Genomic DNA, 15,777 nt, shown 5'->3' on the forward strand with positions numbered 1-15,777 from the left:
AATTCAAAAAACTACTAATTATCTTGAGTATAATTTTGTAAAACAATGTCTATGCTCAAAAAACTAATAAATTATGTTTAAAAAAATACTAACATTATTGTTTATATGTTTAAGTATGGGAGTGTTTGCCCATGAACTTAACGGAACAGTAATTTCAGAAGACAATGAAAAGCCCTTACAAGGTGTTGGGGTATATAATAAAAATACAGGAACATATACCTACAGTAATGTTTCTGGTTATTTTGAGATTGATGATATATCAGTTGGAGATGTCATCTATTTTTATCAATTAGGTTATGAAAACTATGAGTTAACCATTGATGAGTCTCATTTGGACAGTACAATAAAAGTGATAATGGAGATATCCTCTGCATCTTTAGATCAAGTATTGATAGTTTCTAAAGTAAATGTATTGAGTAATTTTGTGAATGTAGATATCAAAACAAGTCCTGTAAAATCTTCACAAGAAATCCTTAGAAAAATTCCAGGATTAATCATTGGTCAGCATGCAGGAGGAGGTAAAGCAGAACAAATATTTTTAAGAGGTTTTGATATAGACCATGGAACAGATATAGCTATTGATGTAGATGGTATGCCAGTAAATATGGTGTCCCATGCCCATGGTCAGGGGTATGCAGATATGCACTTTATTATTCCTGAGACCATAGAAAACTTAGATTTTGGAAAAGGCTCTTACTATGCAGATAAAGGAAACTTCAATACTGCTGGTTATGTAGATATCCAAACTAAAAAGACCATTGATAAAAACTTAATTTCTGTTGAAGCAGGGCAGTTTAATACCGTTCGCGCATTGAGTATGTTGAAAATCTGGGATGGAGAAAATAGTAATGCTTATATAGCAAGTGAAATGAATTTAACCGATGGTGTTTTTGAGTCTCCTCAAAATTTTAACCGTATGAATATCATGGCACGCTATAATTATAATAACTATGCAGACCAAGAATTTAACCTGTCATTGTCACACTTTCAAAGTAAATGGGATGCCTCAGGGCAAATTCCACAACGTGCCGTAGACCAAGGTTTAATAAGTAGGTTTGGTGCTATTGATGATACAGAAGGGGGGAATACAAGCAGAACTAATATTTGGATGAATCATATCAAACATTTTGATGAGCATTCAAGTTTAACATCTTCAGCTTATGTATCTAACTATGATTTTGAGTTGTTTTCAAATTTCACTTTTTTTCTAGAAGACCCTGTAAACGCAGATCAAATCCGTCAGTTTGAAGAACGAACTATTATAGGAGCAAAAAGTGTTTATGAAAAATCATTTCATTTGGAAGATCACAATAAGCAATTAAAATACCGTGTAGGTATTGGATTTCGTTATGATGATGTAAACAATAATCAACTTTCTAGAACTAAAAATAGAAAAGAATTATTAGAACGGTTAGCGTTTGGAAATGTTGATGAACTCAATGCGTTTTCTTTTGCAGATATAAACTATAAGGTAAATAAATTTACATTAAATGCTGGATTGCGATTAGACTATTTTACGTTTGATTACGAAGACTTACTTTCCGAAACTTATGATAGTAAAAGTGAAAATAAGGCTTTGTTGAGTCCTAAATTAAATTTTATATACGCAGCCTCTCCAAACACACAGTTTTTCTTAAAAACAGGTTTGGGGTATCATTCAAATGATAGTCGAGTGGTAACTGCACAAAGTGGCGAGCAAATATTACCAACAGCATTTAGTACAGATTTAGGAACCGTATTAAAACCAACAGAGAAATTAGCAATTAATGCAGCGCTTTGGTCGTTGTTTTTACAGCAAGAATTTGTTTATGTAGGAGATGCCGCTATTGTTGAGCCTAGCGGAAAAACCACAAGATATGGTATAGATCTTGGTTTACGATACCAAATTGCTGATTGGTTATATTTTAACACAGATGTAAATTATACGGTAGCCAGAAGTACTGAAGAACCTGACGGGCAAGATTATATACCTTTAGCACCAGATTTAACATCAGCAGGAGGGTTTACAGTGAATAATTTAGGAAACCTTTCTGGTGGAATTAGCTACCGTTATATTAAAGATCGTCCTGCAAATGAGGATAACTCTATAGTAGCAGAAGGCTACTTTGTTACAGATTTAAATCTTAATTATAACCATAATAATTGGACCTTTGGTTTAATAGTTGAGAATCTTTTTGATGTAGATTGGAATGAAACTCAATTCGCCACAGAAAGTAGATTGTTTAATGAAGCAGATTCTACAGAAGAAATTCATTTTACACCTGGAGTTCCTTTCTTTTTAAGAGGTAAGGTTTCTGTTAGGTTTTAAGTAAGGTAATTTTAAATAGATAAATAAGAGTTTCGTTTTTATTTTAAAACGAAACTCTTATTATTTGAGATAATATTTAGTTAGAGCAAAAACGGCAAGCAAGTCTATTGAAATTAGATATTAAGCCATTGCTTAAATTGAGCAGCTTTGTTTTTACTTATAATAATACTGGATTCAGAATCTGGAGTAACTAAAATTTTGAGTTGATTATTACCATACTTCACAATCTTCTCAATACTAGCTATAGAAATAATAAATTGTCTATTTGCTCTAAAGAAAAACGATTCATCTAATTGTGTAGATAATTCATCCAAACTTAAATTAGAAGTAGAGCGTTTTTTATCATTACAAACCACATAAGTAATAGTGTTTTCGGTGTATATGTAAGCAATATCATTAGTAGGTACTGGTACTAATTCATTTCTAACATAAGTTAAGAGCCTTTTTTTAGACGTATTAGATTCAGTTTCAGTATTAGTAGTTTCTTTACTTACTTTTTGCTGATATTCTCCAACTGCGCGATTCAGTTTAGAAAGATTAATAACCTCATCCTCCAATTTCTCATTTTTAAGTTCTAATGTTTTCTCATAAGAACTTCCAAAAATTCTGAGAATTACTACAGCAGCAATTACAATAAAAAGGCCCATCACTAAAAAGACCGTAAGGAATTGACTTTTAAAATCCTGAATTTGGCTTCGTATATTGTCAGTTCTTACATGTGCAGCAAGTATCCAATCAGAGTTTTGAATAGAATTAAGCACAACTACTTTTGACTGTTTTTCAATAGTTCCAGTATTTGAAGCTTCATTTTTAGCATTTAAAAAATCATAAAATGCTTTTGGAGTTAGGTCATCATTAACAGAAGATACATAAGAATTGTTTGGACTTGCTAATAAACCTACATTTTTAATGTCAGGGTGTGCAACTACTTTTCCAGACCAATCATAAATACTTAAAAAGCCCATTTCAAAATCAGTACCATTTAAACTTTTTTGAATATTATGTATTAATGAATCTTTCGAAATATTTTGAGATAGTTGATGGCTCAAAAGAGTAGAAAATGATTTTGCTTCCTTTTTACTGAATACCAAATGTGTTTCTAATAACTTTAGCGTACTTTCTTTAACAAGGTAATTAAAAGCTAAACTAGCCACAATGCTATAAATGATAGTTATAGATAAAAAAGTAAGAAAATAAAGTTTGTCTTTTCGCATTAGCAATTATAAAAGAGTAGCTAATATAAGAATTTAGAGTATTGAAATTACTTTACTTCATTTTCAAAGCTAATAATTCCTTTAGGGGCGTTTTCTTGTAATTATTCATCCAAAAATATTCCCTTTTAAAGCTATTTTTTCCCTCTCACATAGGTTTATGGTGTAAGATACGGGCTTTAGTTATTCTTTTGTAGAGCCTTTTATTACTGGCATTTCAAACAATTTATCATTAAAAATTAAACTTATGAAATCAATTAACATTCCTATTTTGCTTTTATCGTTAATAATTCTATCTGGGTGTAGTAACGATAGCCAAAGTGACCTTGTAGAAGAACAAAATCCAGGTGCTTCAGTTACATATTCAAACACAATTCAAGCAATTATCAATAACAATTGTGTAGGGTGTCATTCAAACCCACCTAGAAATGGAGCGCCTTTTCCATTATCAAATTTTGATGAAGTTTCTACACGTGCAAATAGTGGACAGCTGTTAAGGGCAATTAGTAGACAAACAGGAGAACCAAGAGCAATGCCACCTTCAGGTAGATTACCACAGGCTACTATTGATTTAGTAGAACAATGGATTGATGAAGGATTACAAGAAAACTAAAATAACCTATATAAAATGAATACATCTGTAAAAATAAAACACCTATATGTATTGTGCATTTGCCTATTAATAAATGCATTTGGTTTTAGCCAAGACAAATACATTGATAAAAACGGAACCATAGTTTTTGAAGCCTCAGAAAAACTATTTGAAGAAGTAAAAGCCACCAACAAATCTACCACAGCCATATATAATATTAAAACTAATGAAATTGCTGCTTTAGCACTATTGAAAGGGTTTCGATTTAAAAACTCTTTAATGGAAGAGCATTTTAATGAAAACTACATAGAGTCTGATACTTACCCAAAAGCAATTTTTAAAGGGAAGATAGTGGATCTTGATACTAATGAAGATCTTACTGAAACAGCAGTAGAAGTTAATGTTAAAGGTGTTTTACAATTGCACGGAAAAGAGAAAGCAATTGAAACAGTTTTAACGATACAAAAGGTTGATGATATCATATCAATAACAGGGAGTTTTAGTGTAACACCATCTGATTTTGAGATAGAAATACCAAAAATAGTGCGTAATAAAATAGCTAAAGTAGTTAATGTAAACCTCGATTTTAAACTAGTAAAAAAATGAAGAAAAAGATAATCTACATTATTACAATATCTATCATCTTATTAGGAGTTACAGGTTACGGTATCTATGGATATATGTACAAAGCCCACAGGAATATCGCATCTGAAGAGGTAGACTATAGTCTAAGTTCTAACGACTTAAAAAATGTAATGCGTACTGATTCAGTTTCCGGTCAATTTATTGATAAGGTTGTGAAAACAGAAGGTGTTATTACTTCGGTAGAACAAAACTCTGTAATTCTAAATAATGTTATACAAGTTAATTTCATAAATACTGATATGAGCACTTTAGAACCTAAAGCAATACTTAGTATAAAGGGGAGATGTGTAGGATATGATGATTTACTAGAAGTTGTAAAGATTGACCAAGCAACAATAACTAACCACTAAAATAACAATAATGAAAAAAATAATATATCTATTATTCCTAGCGTCTGCTTTTTTAAGTGGGCAAGAAGATTTACTCGATGAGATTGATACTAAAGCTACTGAAAATACTTACGAAACAGCAGCGTTTAAAGGTCTTAAAATTGTAAATTTTGAATCTACCAAAATGGTGTCGCAAAAAGAACTCTATTTTATAGTATCACATCGATTTGGCTCTATTGAAACAGGAATTAAAGATTTCTTTGGGTTAGATCAAGCAGTAACAAGACTTAATTTCGTTTATGGTATTTCAGATGGGATAAATATTGGCGTATCAAGAAGTTCCTTTCAAAAAACTTACGAAACGTCATTAAAGTTGCGACTACTTAGACAAAAAAAGGAAGGAATGCCTTTTACAGTCGTTTTATTCAATAGTTTACTTATAAATACTGTTTTAGATAAAGACGAACTTCCTGGGTTAGAGTTTAAACACAGATTAAACTACGCGATTCAAGCTTTAATTTCTAAAAAGTTTAGCAAGGATTTTTCGCTAGAGTTAATACCAACATTGTTTCACGATAATTTAGTCGCCTTTGATGCACAAACAAATACACAATTTGCTCTTGGTTTTGGAGGTAGACATAAATTAAGTAAACGTTGGTCTATCAACTTCGATTATGGTTTACATCTAAATAGAGCATCTAATTCGCCATTTAAAAACCCATTATCTATTGGTTTCGACCTTGAAACAGGAGGCCATGTATTTCAATTACATTTCACAAATGCACAACCTATGAATGTAAACACATTTTTAGGTCAAGCTACTGGAGATTGGACAGAGGGAAACATCTTCTTCGGGTTTAACCTATCAAGAATCTTTTAAAACCATAGTTATGAGAACAAGTTTAGCAAGAGTAATTGTTCAAAATTCGTTTTGTTCAAATTGTATAGCACCAATTAAGAAAAAAATTATGGAAGTAAAAGACGTAAAAAATGTCATGTTATTTCCAAAAGAAGATCTAGTGGTTTTCAATTTTAATTGTGCAAATCAAATCTCAGAAGTATTAAATACACTAATGGTATTAGGATATCCACCAGAAGGAGATCGTATTACTGAACATTATAATAGTAAACCGCTTTGTAATTGTTTTAAAACTTCAAATTGAATCAATATAAAAAAATCAAATAATCATTTAAATAAACACACAAAAATCATGAAACATTTATTTTTAATCTTAATCACATTTTTAATGGTAACGAGTTGCAGTAATGATAGCGACGATGATACTATAGTACCACCAGCGCAAAATAACGCTATTCAACTTAAAACTAATGCCACGTTTGGAAATATACTAACAACATCTGATGGATTTACACTTTATTTTTTCTCAAAAGATAGTAAAGCCGTATCTAACTGTATTGGAGGATGTCTTTCTAACTGGCCCGCTTTTTTTGCAGAAAATTTAACTTTAGATAATGGTTTAAACGCTTCCGATTTTGGAACTATAACAAGAGCAGACGGCAGTAAGCAAACCACTTTTAAAGGATGGCCATTATATACTTTTACTAACGATGCATCGGCTGGCAGTATTAATGGAGATGGTGCAGGAGAAGTATGGTATGTTGCTAAACCAGATTATACAGTGATGGTGGTAAGCGCACAATTAGTTGGGAGAGATAAGGACGGTAATGAAACTAACCTTACCAGCAATTATACTGAAGGAGATGAAGAAACATTCTATATGGTAGATGCTGAAGGAAATACACTTTACAGTTTTATAAATGATACTAATGGTGTAAATAGTTTTACTAAAGACGATTTTTCTAATAATGGCGTATGGCCAATTTTTGAGACTACTTTAGCTGGTATACCAAGTATATTAAATGCATCAGATTTTGGTAGTATTGGCGTTTTTGGAAGAAGTCAAATTACCTATAAGGGATGGCCTTTATATTTCTTTGGACAAGATACACAAAGAGGAGATAATTATGGTGTAGGGTTTCCTGTAGCTGGAGTATGGCCTATTGTAAATCAGAATATTGATGAAGCCCCTACAGCACAGGCACCTAGTGCAATAACTTATACTATTGGTAATCAAGGTGCATCTGCATATTTATTTAGTGGAGAAGGGTTAAACAATACATCTAACCCCGATATTACATTAAAAAGAGGGGAGACTTACGAGTTTGTAATAGATGCACCTGGACACCCATTCCTTATAAAAACGGCCCAAACTACAGGGACAGGAGATGGATTTAATGACGGTGTAACCAATAATGGCGCATCTCAAGGTACAGTAACTTTTACAGTACCAGCAAATGCTCCAGATACATTATTTTATATATGTCAGCATCATGCTTCTATGAAAGGTACTTTTAATATAGTTGATTGAGAAAGGGAAGTTTAATTTTTAGTAGTTTTGAACCTAGGGTGTAAAGCCCTAGGTTTAATCATCTATAAAATAGAGAAAGTCTAAAGCTTAATAGAAAGGTTTTGAGTAGAAAATCGATTTTTAATATAGTATTATTTCTTACAGTTTTTATACTAGCATTTTTTGTAGCCAAACATTTTATCTGGGATAAGCCGGATACTTATGATCTTTCACAGAAAGAACCAATTCATAAATTTGATGCACAAACTGTTATTGATTTTATTCAAAATGAAGGTAAAAATAATTTAAAGGCAGAGCAGGTAATTGAAGTTGAAGGTATAGTGAAAAAAATTAGTTATTTAAATAATCGCATCACTATTCTGTTGGGAGTAGATGGAAAAGAACGTGCATTTATAATTTGTGATATGGAAAGTAATCAAACCGAAAAAGTTTCAAAAGTTAAAACTAATGATACTATTAAGTTAAAAGGTGTTTTTAAAGGTATCCTTGAAGATGCCATTTTTTTAAATTGTATAATTTCTGAATAGTTTATGCATAAATTTATTCTTGTTATCATCTTATCTTTTCTTAGTATTAAGAAAGAAGACTCTAAAAAAATTATTGCCAGGCAAGGCAATGTTTCTTTTTTCTCTTATACTCCTGTTGAAAATATTAAAGCTAAAAATAATCAGGTTTTAAGTATAGTAGATTTTCAAACCAATAAAATAGCGGTAAGCATTTTAATGAATGCATTTGTATTTGAAAAAGCATTAATGCGAGAGCATTTTAATGAAAGCTATATTGAATCAGATATTTATCCAAAAGCAACTTTTGAAGGAGATATTATTGATTTTGATCCAAATATAGAGGGAGTTCAAACGCGTATAGTAAAAGGTGTTTTTGCAATGCATGGGGCAACCAAAGAATTAGAGATAAAAATTAAAATTGAAAAGAAAAATAATACGTTTGTAATTAGTGGATCTTTTGAAGCGACAGTAGAAGATTACAACATAAAAATTCCTCCGCTTTTAAGAGGAAACATAGCGAAAAAAATTAATGTTGATTTTAAGTTTGAATATGAAGCTTATGAAAATTAAAAAGATATTATCTGTTTTAACCTTTTTGTTAGCAATAAGTTTTGTTAACAGTCAGGAACTGCTAGATCTTTTGGATAAAGAACACAAAGATACTTTAAGATTTACAGAAGCTACATTTAAGTTTTCTAGAATCACTTATGGACATTCGGTGCAAACACGAAAAAATGGTACACTAGATGTTTTTATATCTAATAGATTTTGGAACACACCAGAAGAACGCTCCCAAAGTTTTTTTGTTGATCGTATAAATACTCGGTTTGCTTTAGAATATGGTGTATCTGATAGGCTATTATTAGGAGTAGGAGGTAGTACTTTTGATGAACGTTTTGATGGTTTTTTAAAGTATAAACTAGTAAGACAAGGTGTAGCAGGTCAAAGATCTCCAATTACTATATCTTTACTACAAAGCGTAAGTCGTTTTAGTGATATGTTACCGTATTCCAGTCCTGGTAACAAGACATCTGAAAGGCTTTCATTTACATCCCAAATACTAATAGCAAAAAAGATAACTCCAGATTTTTCTCTGCAAATATCTCCAACATTTATACATAGAGGTATAATTTTTAATGAAGCTGACCCTCAAAATCATTTCGCTATTGGTTTTGGTGGGAGATATAAGTTAGGTGGTCATATTTCTTTAGTTTCAGAATATTATTATGTTGCTAATCCTATCACATCTTTTGACACTTATGGGCCATTCTCATTAGGCGTTAATTGGGAACTTAGTGATGTGATGTTACAGTTTATGCTTACCAATGCTGTAAGCATGGTAGAAGATGCTTTTATTACACAAACGAGAAACAATTTCAATTTTAAAAATCCTAATTTAAATTTCGGATTTAATTTCACGTATACAATTCATTTTAAAAATAGATTGAAGCGTTAATCTTAAATACTACAATTTCTCTAAAATTTTAATCATTTTAAAGGATTTCATGAGATGAAATAGACCTGGTAAGATAACTGCACCTCCAACAATTAAAGAGATACCCAAAACTTGAATTACTTTAGGAGTTGATGCCGTTTCTACAAGGTTTACAGTGCCATCAGAAGTAATTAATAAGTTTGGATAATGTGTGATTATAGCAGCTAGTAAAATCAAGACTACTTGTACTCCTGCAAGAAATCTGCTTTTAATTCTAGTAGCCTTTTTTATGCTGTGAGTTAATGGAAAGATAAGAAGTGCTGATAACCCAACCAATACAATAGCATAAGGACTTTTTATAAAATTTGTAATAAATTTTAAGTTGTTAAAATAACCAAAAGCTAAAACTAAAAACCCCATAACAATTACTGTTATATTGGCTATTCTTGCTTTTAGTACATAACGTTGATGTTCGTTTTTGTTAGACTCGCCAATTAATAGTACTGATGCTAAAAATGTACACAACGAAGCAAAAAACAATCCAACAAAAATGGAGAACCAATTTAGCCAAGGCCCAATAAAAATGGAATAGAAAGTATCAGTTTCATCAGGATTTAATATAATTTCTCCAGAAATCATACTGCCAAATGTCATACCTAAAAATATTGGAGTTATTAAACTGGAGAGCCTAAACATCCAGTCGTATAAAATTTGAGATTTATCCTTAAATGCATCGTAGTGTCTAAAAACAAAAGAAACACCTCTTAATGTGATGCCTAGTAATACTAATGTTAAAGGTATGTGTAGATATACTGTTATAACATTGTAAAACTCAGGAAAACCTACCCAAAGAATAACTACAATAATAATAATCCATATATGATTTGCTTCCCAAACTGGACCTATAACACGGTAGATAGTTTTTTTTGTTGTGTCTCTACCTTTTCTTGAAGAAAATAACTCAATAATTCCTGCTCCAAAGTCTGCTCCCGCAAGTAATACATAGAGTAATAAAGAAATCATTAAAAACGATAAAACTACATAAATCATACTATGCTATTTTTGAGTTATTTAAAGATTTAATTTGTCTTGCCATTAACCAAGTTACAGCTATTGCCAAAATGCTATAGAGTATAACATACATGTAAAAGCTAAATACCATTCCGGGCATTGGAGTAACAGCATCTTTTGTTCTCATGATATTATGAATAATCCAAGGTTGTCTGCCAACTTCAGTTACTACCCAACCTGCTTCTAATGCTATAAACCCCATAGGAGCTAAAACAATAAACAGTAGCCAAAATTTGTTGTTTTGCCACCAAGATTTACGTTTTAAGCTAATGAAAAATAGTATACCTACTATCATTAATAATGTACCAATACCCACCATAATTTGAAATGCATAATGTACAATAGGTACATTAGGGTGCACATCTTCAGGGAAATCATTTAGTCCTTTTACTTCAGCATTAAAATCTCCAAAAGCCAAAAAGGATAATGCCTTGGGAATTTTAATTTTATAAGATACGTTTTGTGTTTCATCATCTACAATACCACCTATATATAATGGTGCGCCCTTAGTAGTATCATAATGCGCTTCCATAGCAGCTAATTTCACAGGTTGCCGTTTAGCAATATCTTTTGCAGAAAGATCGCCACTTAAAGGTTGTAAAATGGCAGCTATAGCAGCAAAAGTAATCGCTATTTTAAAAGCTTTTTTATGAAGTTCAACTTGTCTGTTTTTTAAAATTTGAAAGGCATGTATTCCTGCCACAGCAAACCCTGTTGCGGTAAAAGCAGCTAGTGTCATATGCAATGCTTGTGTAAACCAAGCAGGGTTTAAAAGTGCTTTTACAGGATCTATATTTGAAAATACACCATTCGCGTAATCAAACCCAGAAGGTGCATTCATCCAACCATTTGCTGAAACCACAAGAATACCAGAAGCCACACCAGAAACTCCCACGATAATTCCTGTAAACCAATGGAATTTTTCAGAGATTTTATCCCAACCATACAAATAGAAACCTAGAGCAATAGCTTCAACAAAAAAAGCAGCACCTTCTAAGGAAAAAGGCATGCCAATTATTGGGCCAGCATGCTTCATAAACTCAGGCCAAAGTAGCCCTAATTCAAAGGACAGAGCAGTACCTGAAACAGCACCCGTAACAAAAAAAATCGCGACACCTTTTTGCCACGATTTTGTTAATTTTAAGTAAATAGGGTTTCTGGTTTTTAGCCATTTTCTATGAGCAATTATCATAAAAAAGGGCATTACCATACCAATACATGCAAATACAATGTGAAACATTAACGTAAATGCCATTTGAAGTCTTGCGGCATCAAGATTGTCCATAAAAAACAAGCTTTAAAATAGTACTACAAAGATACGTTTTAAAGCTTTAATCTTTTATTGAAAATAGGATAAAAATGAGTGTGTTTTTAGTTAAAATTTTACTTTATAATTTCAACTTCAAACAGCTTATCCCATCGCTTTCCAGTAACAAAAATAGTTTTAGTTTCAGGGTTGTAAGCAATACCGTTTAACACGTCTAGTTTTTCATGTTGAGTTACCATATTTTTTAGAGGTGTAAAATCAATTACACCCTCAACTGCACCATTTATAGGATTAATTATAGCTACGCCATTTCTTTGGTAGCGATTCGCATAAATTTTACCATTAATCCATTCCATTTCATTAATGTCAGTAATTTTCCCTTTGTTAGTATACACTTGAATTTTTTCTTGTTCTATGAGAGTTTTCGGATCTAGTAACCATATATCTTCACTTCCATCACTTTTGTAGATATGTGTTTCGTTATGTGTTAATCCCCAACCTTCTTTACTTTGTCCATATTTAAAGCTTCCTGTTTTCTCAAATGTATTTACATCGTAAACAAAACCAATTCCTTTTTTCCAAGTTAATTGGTATATCTTATCATGCATCACAGTTAAACCCTCTCCAAAGTACTCATCAGCTAAGTTTATATTTTTTATTACTTTACCTGTAGTGTAATCTACGAGACGCAATTTAGATTCTTTGTATTGTCCTGTGCTTTCATACAATTTTCCATTATGAAATTCCAGGCCTTGGGTGTAAGAAGTGATATCATGGGGGTATTCATTTAGAATCTTGAATTTGTAAATTTTTGGAGACTCATTATTCAGAATAGTAACTGTTGATGACACCGTCTGTTGCTCATCATCATTAAAATACACTATGGCTTCAATAGCATATTTACCTAATTTATGATGTTTTAAGTTGAGGTTTTCAGTAACTGTCTTTCCATCTAATTTGTAGACAACAGAATCTATAGTATGCTTTTTTTTGTTGCTCAATGATAATTCTAAAGTGTTATCTATTGAAATATTACCTTTTTTTGCATTAGTTTTTATCTCAAAATCGTTTTTTTCTTTATCAGATTTAGAGTTACAAGACACTTGTAAAACCAGTAACGTTATTATAGTGAATACTTTAAGCATTTTCATGAGTGAACCTTATTTTGTGTCGAATATATTTATTTAAAATCGGTTTAAAAAATCATTGTGAAAATTTTAAAAGATTGTATCTTTGCAGCCGGCAAGTCCTACACAACCAGCTCCTGTAGAATCCTCCAGGGCGGGAACGCAGCAAAGGTATACGGTTGTAGCGGTGTGATGTAGGTAGCTTGCCTTTTTTTGTGCCCTAAATTTAAATTTTCTTATCCATATTCTATATTGTAATTTGGCACTTTAATTTATAAATATGTCTAAAGTTGTTTTAATCACAGGAGGGTCTTCAGGGATAGGAAAATCTATAGGAGAGTATTTACACCAAAAAGGTTACAAAGTCTATGGTACAAGTAGAAATCCTAAAAATTATAAGAATGGTAAATTCCCTCTGATTGCTTTAGATGTTAAAGATGTTTCTACGATACATATAGCTATTAAACAGATTACAGATACCGAAGGTAGATTAGATGTTTTAATTAATAATGCAGGAGCAGGAATTACTGGGCCTATTGAAGAAATTCCAGAGCAAGAGATCAAAGCTAATTTTGATACTAATTTTTTTGGACCCATTAATGTGATTAAGGCCGTATTGCCTCAGATGCGTCAACAACAATCTGGTTTAATAATAAACATTACCTCTATTGCGGGGTATATGGGGTTACCGTATCGTGGTATTTACAGTGCGAGTAAAGGTGCTTTAGAATTATTAACCGAAGCTTTTAGAATGGAATTAAAACCCTTTAATATTGAAATGACCAATGTTGCCCCAGGGGATTTTGCAACTAATATAGCTGCAGGGCGTTACCATGCACCTCTAAAAGACGATTCGCCATACAAATCATCCTATGGAAAATCCTTAGAATTGATGGACGCTCATGTTGATGCAGGAAGCGATCCAGAACAAATGGCTAAAGCTGTTTATAACATTATTACTACTAAAAAACCAAAGATTCATTATAAGGTAGGGGAGTTTATGCAGAAATTTTCAATTGTATTAAAACGTATACTTCCTGATAAGGTTTATGAAAAATTATTAATGAATCACTACAAAATATAAGGTTTGGTATGTTATTTGTGTTTTGTTAGCACAAATGTAACCAGATGTATAAAAAAATTACTTTTCCCTCAGTCTTCGCTCTGTTTTTTTTGATAACAGGTTGTCAAGATATTTTAGAATGTGTTATAAATAGAAGACCTGTTTTATCTGATAATAGGTTGCGTGTTGGTTTAGTTAATCAAAATTATTCTGAATTGATAACTGCAGAAATTAAAAATGAACCCAGAGACAACGATTATTTTTACTTTTTTTCTGTGATTGGAGATTTACCTCCGGGTATTGATGTATATTTTGATTATAGAGATGTAATTATTGAAGGTATCCCTCGAGAACGAGGTAGGTATCGATTTACTATTAGACTTGATGTTGAGCAAGCTGATAATTATTGTGAGAATAATTTAAATGATTGTGATGGCCTATGCGAGGAAAGTACAGACAGAAGTTATATTTTAACTGTAAATTGATAAAGCTTTTTAAAATTTGAGACTAAAAAAAGTACTTTTGCGTTTACTGGTATTTGCATTTTTTTTAAGTATTAAATCTTGCCTATTAATGCCATTGTCCGCACCTCACGGTCATCATTATAAAGCATATGATAATTTTGATTTTAAATATATAGACGTGTTTTGTACAATGAGGCATAAAAACTTTTTATATTGTGACAGTAAAGGTTTAGATATAACAATATGTTCTAAAAATTTTAAGAATGATAGCTGTAATACCATGTTATATAAAAACTTTTTTGAAAGTAAAGTTTACATGCATTCCAGCATAATATCAGATAGAAAGTTTCACAAAAGTTTTGCGTCTGACACATTGATTGTTAAAAATAATTCTACGGGAAAAACTCTAATATTTCTTCCAGTTATAGATTAACCGGAAACTTTTAGCAAGTTGTTAATAGATTTTACCTAAAGTTAATTACGTAAAGCTCTTAATGTTGTAAATTCGTTGCGTTAGGGATTGAAGTCACGCCTTGGCGTGATTGAAGCTCCTCGAAGTGGAAGGGAACGACTGCTGAAAGCCTGCCAGGAGGTAGATCCAACCCCTTGTAGGAGACGCCCAAAATATTGATTTAATATAAATTAAAACTATATAACAGAAATAATGAAATTTTTTATTGACACTGCAAATTTAGACCAAATAAAAGAAGCCCAAGATATGGGGATTTTAGATGGTGTAACCACAAACCCTTCGTTAATGGCTAAAGAAGGTATTACAGGACATGATAATATTATGAAACATTACGTTGATATTTGCAATATTGTGGATGGTGATGTAAGTGCTGAGGTAATTTCTACTGATGTAGAAGGTATGATAAAGGAGGGGGAAGCTCTTGCAGAGTTACACGAGCAAATAGTTGTTAAATTACCAATGATTAAAGATGGTGTTAAAGCTTGTAAGTACTTTTCTAGTAAAGGGATTAAAACCAATGTAACTTTGGTGTTTTCTGCTGGACAAGCACTTTTAGCTGCTAAAGCAGGAGCTACTTATGTGTCTCCTTTTTTAGGACGTTTAGATGATATTTCTACTGATGGGTTAAATTTAATTTCTGAAATTCGTCATATTTATGATAATTACGGTTTTGAAACCCAGATTCTATCGGCTTCTGTACGTCATACCATGCATGTTATTGATTGTGCTAAAATAGGATCAGATGTAATGACAGGGCCTTTAAGTTCTATTGAAGGGTTATTGAAACATCCTTTAACTGATATTGGTTTAGCTAAGTTCTTAGCTGATTACAAGAAAGGTAACTAAGTTTTTTAGAATATAAAAAAGGCGCAATAGTCAAATTGATTATTGCGCCTT

Annotated in this window: 17 protein-coding genes and 1 other RNA gene; 14 read left to right on the top strand and 4 right to left on the bottom strand. The window is 31.7% G+C overall.

All coding sequences use genetic code 11. The features are described 5' to 3' along the window. Nucleotides 1-73: 73 nt before the first annotated feature. Nucleotides 74-2,308 (top strand): TonB-dependent receptor, encoded by a 2,235-nt coding sequence (locus EYD46_RS01955; protein ID WP_130935369.1) that lies wholly within the window; start codon nucleotides 74-76, stop codon nucleotides 2,306-2,308. Between the two features lie 113 nt (nucleotides 2,309-2,421). Here the strand turns inward: EYD46_RS01955 and EYD46_RS01960 are convergent, their stop codons facing one another. Further along, the gene (locus tag EYD46_RS01960; RefSeq protein WP_130935370.1) at nucleotides 2,422-3,522 is read right to left on the bottom strand and encodes a LytR/AlgR family response regulator transcription factor; all 1,101 of its coding nucleotides are present in this window, start codon (nucleotides 3,520-3,522) and stop codon (nucleotides 2,422-2,424) included. A gap of 244 nt (nucleotides 3,523-3,766) precedes the next feature. Between EYD46_RS01960 and EYD46_RS01965 the strand changes: the two genes are divergently transcribed. The 9 genes from EYD46_RS01965 (at nucleotide 3,767) to EYD46_RS02005 (ending at nucleotide 9,437) form a co-directional block, all read left to right on the top strand. After that, on the top strand, nucleotides 3,767-4,132 hold the full coding sequence (locus EYD46_RS01965) for a hypothetical protein (RefSeq protein ID WP_130935371.1): 366 nt from the start codon (nucleotides 3,767-3,769) through the stop codon (nucleotides 4,130-4,132). A gap of 15 nt (nucleotides 4,133-4,147) precedes the next feature. Next, nucleotides 4,148-4,717, top strand: coding sequence for a YceI family protein (locus tag EYD46_RS01970; RefSeq protein ID WP_130935372.1), 570 nt, complete (start codon nucleotides 4,148-4,150; stop codon nucleotides 4,715-4,717). Next, complete coding sequence (locus EYD46_RS01975; protein ID WP_130935373.1) at nucleotides 4,714-5,106, top strand: hypothetical protein; 393 nt, start codon at nucleotides 4,714-4,716, stop codon at nucleotides 5,104-5,106. The genes EYD46_RS01970 and EYD46_RS01975 overlap by 4 nt, the downstream gene beginning before the upstream one ends. 10 nt (nucleotides 5,107-5,116) lie before the next feature. Continuing rightward, on the top strand, nucleotides 5,117-5,965 hold the full coding sequence (locus EYD46_RS01980) for a DUF5777 family beta-barrel protein (protein WP_130935374.1): 849 nt from the start codon (nucleotides 5,117-5,119) through the stop codon (nucleotides 5,963-5,965). Nucleotides 5,966-5,975: 10 nt separating this feature from the next. Continuing rightward, a complete protein-coding gene (locus tag EYD46_RS01985; protein ID WP_130935375.1) occupies nucleotides 5,976-6,248 on the top strand; it encodes a hypothetical protein in 273 nt (90 codons plus the stop codon). Nucleotides 6,249-6,296: 48 nt separating this feature from the next. Beyond that, nucleotides 6,297-7,475, top strand: a complete 1,179-nt coding sequence (locus EYD46_RS01990) for a hypothetical protein (protein ID WP_130935376.1) — start codon at nucleotides 6,297-6,299, stop codon at nucleotides 7,473-7,475. Nucleotides 7,476-7,576: 101 nt separating this feature from the next. After that, nucleotides 7,577-8,002, top strand: a complete 426-nt coding sequence (locus EYD46_RS01995; protein WP_130935377.1) for an OB-fold protein — start codon at nucleotides 7,577-7,579, stop codon at nucleotides 8,000-8,002. Nucleotides 8,003-8,005: 3 nt separating this feature from the next. Further along, nucleotides 8,006-8,551: a YceI family protein gene (locus EYD46_RS02000; protein WP_130935378.1), complete on the top strand. Its 546-nt coding sequence runs from the start codon at nucleotides 8,006-8,008 to the stop codon at nucleotides 8,549-8,551. Then, a complete protein-coding gene (locus tag EYD46_RS02005) occupies nucleotides 8,541-9,437 on the top strand; it encodes a DUF5777 family beta-barrel protein (RefSeq protein ID WP_130935379.1) in 897 nt (298 codons plus the stop codon). The genes EYD46_RS02000 and EYD46_RS02005 overlap by 11 nt, the downstream gene beginning before the upstream one ends. 9 nt (nucleotides 9,438-9,446) lie before the next feature. Here EYD46_RS02005 and EYD46_RS02010 read toward each other — a convergent pair whose 3' ends face one another. The 3 genes from EYD46_RS02010 to EYD46_RS02020 form a co-directional block, all read right to left on the bottom strand. Further along, complete coding sequence (locus tag EYD46_RS02010) at nucleotides 9,447-10,466, bottom strand: cytochrome d ubiquinol oxidase subunit II (protein ID WP_130935380.1); 1,020 nt, start codon at nucleotides 10,464-10,466, stop codon at nucleotides 9,447-9,449. 1 nt (nucleotide 10,467) lies between these two features. Beyond that, on the bottom strand, nucleotides 10,468-11,772 hold the full coding sequence (locus tag EYD46_RS02015) for a cytochrome ubiquinol oxidase subunit I (protein ID WP_130935381.1): 1,305 nt from the start codon (nucleotides 11,770-11,772) through the stop codon (nucleotides 10,468-10,470). A gap of 98 nt (nucleotides 11,773-11,870) precedes the next feature. Next, nucleotides 11,871-12,905, bottom strand: coding sequence for a glutaminyl-peptide cyclotransferase (locus EYD46_RS02020; protein ID WP_130935382.1), 1,035 nt, complete (start codon nucleotides 12,903-12,905; stop codon nucleotides 11,871-11,873). 89 nt (nucleotides 12,906-12,994) lie between these two features. On the opposite strand from EYD46_RS02020, the gene ffs reads away from it, so the two are divergent. The 4 genes from ffs to fsa all read left to right on the top strand — a co-directional run bounded on the left by ffs (nucleotide 12,995) and on the right by fsa (nucleotide 15,726). Next, nucleotides 12,995-13,093, top strand: an RNA gene (ffs, locus tag EYD46_RS02025) — signal recognition particle sRNA small type. 68 nt (nucleotides 13,094-13,161) lie between these two features. Beyond that, entirely contained in the window at nucleotides 13,162-13,965 is an 804-nt protein-coding gene (locus tag EYD46_RS02030; protein ID WP_130935383.1) for an SDR family oxidoreductase, read from the top strand. A 44-nt stretch (nucleotides 13,966-14,009) separates the two neighbouring features. Beyond that, nucleotides 14,010-14,429: a hypothetical protein gene (locus tag EYD46_RS02035; RefSeq protein ID WP_130935384.1), complete on the top strand. Its 420-nt coding sequence runs from the start codon at nucleotides 14,010-14,012 to the stop codon at nucleotides 14,427-14,429. 643 nt (nucleotides 14,430-15,072) lie between these two features. Continuing rightward, nucleotides 15,073-15,726 (top strand): fructose-6-phosphate aldolase, encoded by a 654-nt coding sequence (fsa, locus tag EYD46_RS02040; RefSeq protein ID WP_130935385.1) that lies wholly within the window; start codon nucleotides 15,073-15,075, stop codon nucleotides 15,724-15,726. The last annotated feature ends 51 nt before the right edge of the window (nucleotides 15,727-15,777 follow it).

The sequence above is a fragment of the Hyunsoonleella pacifica genome, from assembly GCF_004310335.1.
Classification (GTDB): domain Bacteria; phylum Bacteroidota; class Bacteroidia; order Flavobacteriales; family Flavobacteriaceae; genus Jejuia; species Jejuia pacifica.

Coding starts and splice junctions, on each gene's coding strand:
- fsa (WP_130935385.1), top strand. CDS start 15,073: ATGAAATTTTTTATTGACACTGCAAATTTAGACCAAATAAAAGAAGCC.
- EYD46_RS02015 (WP_130935381.1), bottom strand. CDS start 11,772: ATGGACAATCTTGATGCCGCAAGACTTCAAATGGCATTTACGTTAATG.
- EYD46_RS01970 (WP_130935372.1), top strand. CDS start 4,148: ATGAATACATCTGTAAAAATAAAACACCTATATGTATTGTGCATTTGC.
- EYD46_RS01955 (WP_130935369.1), top strand. CDS start 74: ATGTTTAAAAAAATACTAACATTATTGTTTATATGTTTAAGTATGGGA.
- EYD46_RS01980 (WP_130935374.1), top strand. CDS start 5,117: ATGAAAAAAATAATATATCTATTATTCCTAGCGTCTGCTTTTTTAAGT.
- EYD46_RS01975 (WP_130935373.1), top strand. CDS start 4,714: ATGAAGAAAAAGATAATCTACATTATTACAATATCTATCATCTTATTA.
- EYD46_RS01990 (WP_130935376.1), top strand. CDS start 6,297: ATGAAACATTTATTTTTAATCTTAATCACATTTTTAATGGTAACGAGT.
- EYD46_RS02030 (WP_130935383.1), top strand. CDS start 13,162: ATGTCTAAAGTTGTTTTAATCACAGGAGGGTCTTCAGGGATAGGAAAA.
- EYD46_RS02005 (WP_130935379.1), top strand. CDS start 8,541: ATGAAAATTAAAAAGATATTATCTGTTTTAACCTTTTTGTTAGCAATA.
- EYD46_RS01985 (WP_130935375.1), top strand. CDS start 5,976: ATGAGAACAAGTTTAGCAAGAGTAATTGTTCAAAATTCGTTTTGTTCA.
- EYD46_RS02010 (WP_130935380.1), bottom strand. CDS start 10,466: ATGATTTATGTAGTTTTATCGTTTTTAATGATTTCTTTATTACTCTAT.
- EYD46_RS02020 (WP_130935382.1), bottom strand. CDS start 12,905: ATGAAAATGCTTAAAGTATTCACTATAATAACGTTACTGGTTTTACAA.
- EYD46_RS01965 (WP_130935371.1), top strand. CDS start 3,767: ATGAAATCAATTAACATTCCTATTTTGCTTTTATCGTTAATAATTCTA.
- EYD46_RS01960 (WP_130935370.1), bottom strand. CDS start 3,522: ATGCGAAAAGACAAACTTTATTTTCTTACTTTTTTATCTATAACTATC.
- EYD46_RS02035 (WP_130935384.1), top strand. CDS start 14,010: ATGTATAAAAAAATTACTTTTCCCTCAGTCTTCGCTCTGTTTTTTTTG.
- EYD46_RS02000 (WP_130935378.1), top strand. CDS start 8,006: ATGCATAAATTTATTCTTGTTATCATCTTATCTTTTCTTAGTATTAAG.